The sequence below is a fragment of the Flavobacterium sp. genome (assembly GCF_031423415.1).
Lineage (GTDB): Bacteria > Bacteroidota > Bacteroidia > Flavobacteriales > Flavobacteriaceae > Flavobacterium.
In genome coordinates this window covers 1-3,047 of the sequence record NZ_JANPFL010000155.1, presented here as the reverse complement: position 1 = coordinate 3,047, position 3,047 = coordinate 1, and the positions used below count along the sequence as shown (strand labels likewise).

The 3,047-nt window shown below is 32.1% G+C and carries 4 protein-coding genes; all 4 read right to left on the bottom strand.

The window, feature by feature from the left end:
* Window positions 1-1,013: Fic family protein (locus RMO83_RS13705; RefSeq protein WP_310560263.1), on the bottom strand; the 1,013-nt coding region annotated here is incomplete at its 3' end.
* Window positions 1,014-1,231: 218 nt separating this feature from the next.
* Window positions 1,232-1,552, bottom strand: a complete 321-nt coding sequence (locus tag RMO83_RS13700) for a hypothetical protein (RefSeq protein ID WP_310560262.1) — start codon at window positions 1,550-1,552, stop codon at window positions 1,232-1,234.
* Between the two features lie 292 nt (window positions 1,553-1,844).
* On the bottom strand, window positions 1,845-2,714 hold the full coding sequence (locus tag RMO83_RS13695; RefSeq protein WP_310560261.1) for an IS3 family transposase: 870 nt from the start codon (window positions 2,712-2,714) through the stop codon (window positions 1,845-1,847).
* Window positions 2,711-3,047, bottom strand: a 337-nt coding sequence (locus RMO83_RS13690) for a DNA-binding protein (protein ID WP_310560260.1), incomplete at its 5' end; no start/stop codon positions are given. The genes RMO83_RS13690 and RMO83_RS13695, both read right to left, overlap by 4 nt.

Genomic DNA, 3,047 nt, shown 5'->3' with positions numbered 1-3,047 from the left:
CCATTTCCGTGTTTTTCGATTAAGTTTTTTTCTATTAAATCTGGTAATATTCTTTTGATTGTTGGACTTGGTATTCCAAGTTTTTTAGCGATTTCTCCAGATTTACAACCTGCATTATTTCCAATGAAAGTTAAAATTGATTTTTCTCTTGGAGATAATTTAATTTCAACACCACTTTGTTCAAGTTTTTGCATTAATTGCTCTTGAATATTTTTCAGTGCATCGAAAAAGAAATTTCCCCATTCACTTACGTTTTCATTTGGTCTTTGGCTTTGACAACTCATTAAAACTCGATAATATTCAGACTTTCTATCTTCTATTTCGTGCTCAAAACTTACATACTGAATCCAGTTATATCCATTTTTTAATAGTAAAAGTGATGAAATTAATCTACTTAATCTTCCGTTTCCGTCTTGAAATGGGTGAATACTCAAAAATTCGTAAGTAAACAAAGAACATTTTACGAGCGGATGCGTTGTTGAATCATTATTGTACCAATTTATAAGATTCTCCATTGCATTTTCAGTTGCAAATCCAGCCTCAGTGGTTTTGAAAACTATTTGTTTTGTTCCATCTGGAAAATTTGCTTCGACTGCATTACTATGTTGTTTATATTTTCCTTTGTGCCAATCATCTTTTTTGTTATGCTTCATTAAGATATTGTGCAAGTTTTTTATAGAATTTTCTGAAATTTCAATATCTTTATAAGATTCAGAAATTATGTCGAAAGCCTTAAAATATCCAACTACTTCTTGGGAATCTCTGTCTTCTAATTTCGCAATATCTATTTTTTCAAGCAAAACTGTAACTTCTTCATCGCTCATTTTTGAGCCTTCTATTCTTGTAGATGCTCCAACACTTCTAACTGTCGCTATTGATTTTAGTTGTTTTAGACTCTGACCTTCTTTTTTTTCGATAGTTGTCCAAGACGCATCGAATCTGTCAATTTGACTAATTATGTTAATCAATTTCCAATCTATGTCAATTTTGAAGTTAAATACATTGTTTTCCATTTTGCAAATATAAAAATATTTTTTAAAATGATTCGATTTGATTCGATTTTATACGTTCGTGATTCGATAATAGCAGTTAACGTCTCGTGGCTTGGCGTCAGTTGGGGACTTGGTTAGCCAAATGTATAAATTAAAGACCGAACTTCCAAGTACAAAACCAACTTTAAAGTTTGCCTAAAACCCCAATTGCGCCAAACCGCTGTTGTGCGATTGTGCTTTTATACAGGAAAACCGCATTTTCGTAATTCTTCTAATTCAGTTTTGTCAAATTTGTGTATAATCTCTTTCCAAGCTTTTACACTTTTCAACCTTGTTTTTGTCCAAAAATGCAATCTCATAAATTCGCCATTTTCAGATTTTATAGGATACCATTGACCTTGCCTTTCTCTATGAAGTTTCCACTCATCTGTTCTATCGCTATATTTTTCGTGCATAACACCCCAAATAAATTTTTCATCGAATTGAAGTTCCCAATATTCTTCGATTTCTTTTTTCATTTCGTCGCTAAACCGTTCTTGTTTTTTTATTTGTTTTAGCATTTTAATTCGCCACCTTGTTTTATCAAGATTTTCTTTTGTTATATCTTCAATTAGTCTTTTAAAAAAGTCTTCTGTATTTCTACTAGTTTTTGAATAGTCAAAGCCCAAATGCTCAATTTCTTTCCGTACTTCTAATTTTTTTCCTTTTCTGTTCTGATAAGCAATGTCATGTACTAAAATACGTTGACTCTTTTTTAGGGTTATTATTTATTTCAAATTTAAACTTAATTGCCGGAACATTGATAAGTTTTTTAAAAAATTCCCCTCGGGTTTTAAAAACTTATCAACATTCCTACGACGCTAAAGCAGGGGTTTTGATTCGTTTGTAATTTTTATTTTCTTGTTTATTGTATTGTAAATGAACTTCTTGTGGTTTTTTAAAATCCAAACTCCAGTGCATTCTTAAATTATTGTACAAATCTACTGCTTGTGCGACCATTTTTTGAGCAATTTCGATTGATTTTATGGTGTTTCGAAGACCAAATTCGTATTTTAAAATGCCGTTAATTCGTTCCGCAATAGCGTTTTCGTATGGGTCATATTGTTGGGTTGTGCTGAGTATAAACCCTTTATTTTCTGCAAATTGAGAGTAATCTGGGCAACAATATTGAATACCTCTATCGGAATGATGAATGATGTTCTTGTGGTTGAAAACGCAATTTTTGTAAGCCATATTCAAGGCATCTTTAACCATTGAAACTTTCATATTGTCTTGCAAACTCCAACCCATTATTTTCCTAGAATAGGCATCAGTAACCAGGGCCAAATAAGCATGACCCGAATCGGTTTTGATATAAGTTATGTCGTTTACAAAAACCTGTTCGCTGTGGGTTATTTTCAATCCAGTCAATAAGTTAGGTGATTTGTAATAGAAATGTTTCGAGTCGGTTGTGATGAAATATCGCTTGGTTTTTTTGATTAGCATTCCACGAGATCGAAGTAAAATATTTACAGCATCACGTCCCATTTTTATCTTGGCTTGTATCATTTTTGGTTGTAAATATTGGTATAATTTTGTTGTTCCTGTTTTGGGTAAAATTTTTCGATATTCGATGACCCATTCGATGATTTTATCTTTTTCTATACTTCTAGCTTTATCTCGTTTAAGTTGCTGGTAATACGCTTGTTTTGATAACCCGAGCGACTGGAAAACCCAATTCATTTTAAAAGACGTTTCTTTCTTCTTTGAATGGGATCTGACAATGACTCGGGCAATAACTTTTTTGAAAGTTCCTCCCCAGTAATTTTTTCAAACTCAATAATTACGTCTTGTTGGAAGTATTTAATTCCCTCAAGATCAGAAATTTTAAGTTTAAGTTTTCGGATTTCATCGTCTTTAGAGACGAATGTTTTTTGGTTGGTGTAGTTGCTTAATTTTTTCATCCAATAGTGTATTGTTGCTCTAGAAATTTGATACTTCTTGGAGGCAAAGTTAGCAGAAATTTGACCATTATTGATTTGGTCGATGACAAAAAGTTTGTGCTCGAAAGTTACT

Bases quoted from the DNA above. Each gene is read 5' to 3' on its own strand.
- RMO83_RS13700 (WP_310560262.1), bottom strand. From the start codon at position 1,552: ATGCTAAAACAAATAAAAAAACAAGAACGGTTTAGCGACGAAATGAAA.
- RMO83_RS13695 (WP_310560261.1), bottom strand. From the start codon at position 2,714: ATGAATTGGGTTTTCCAGTCGCTCGGGTTATCAAAACAAGCGTATTAC.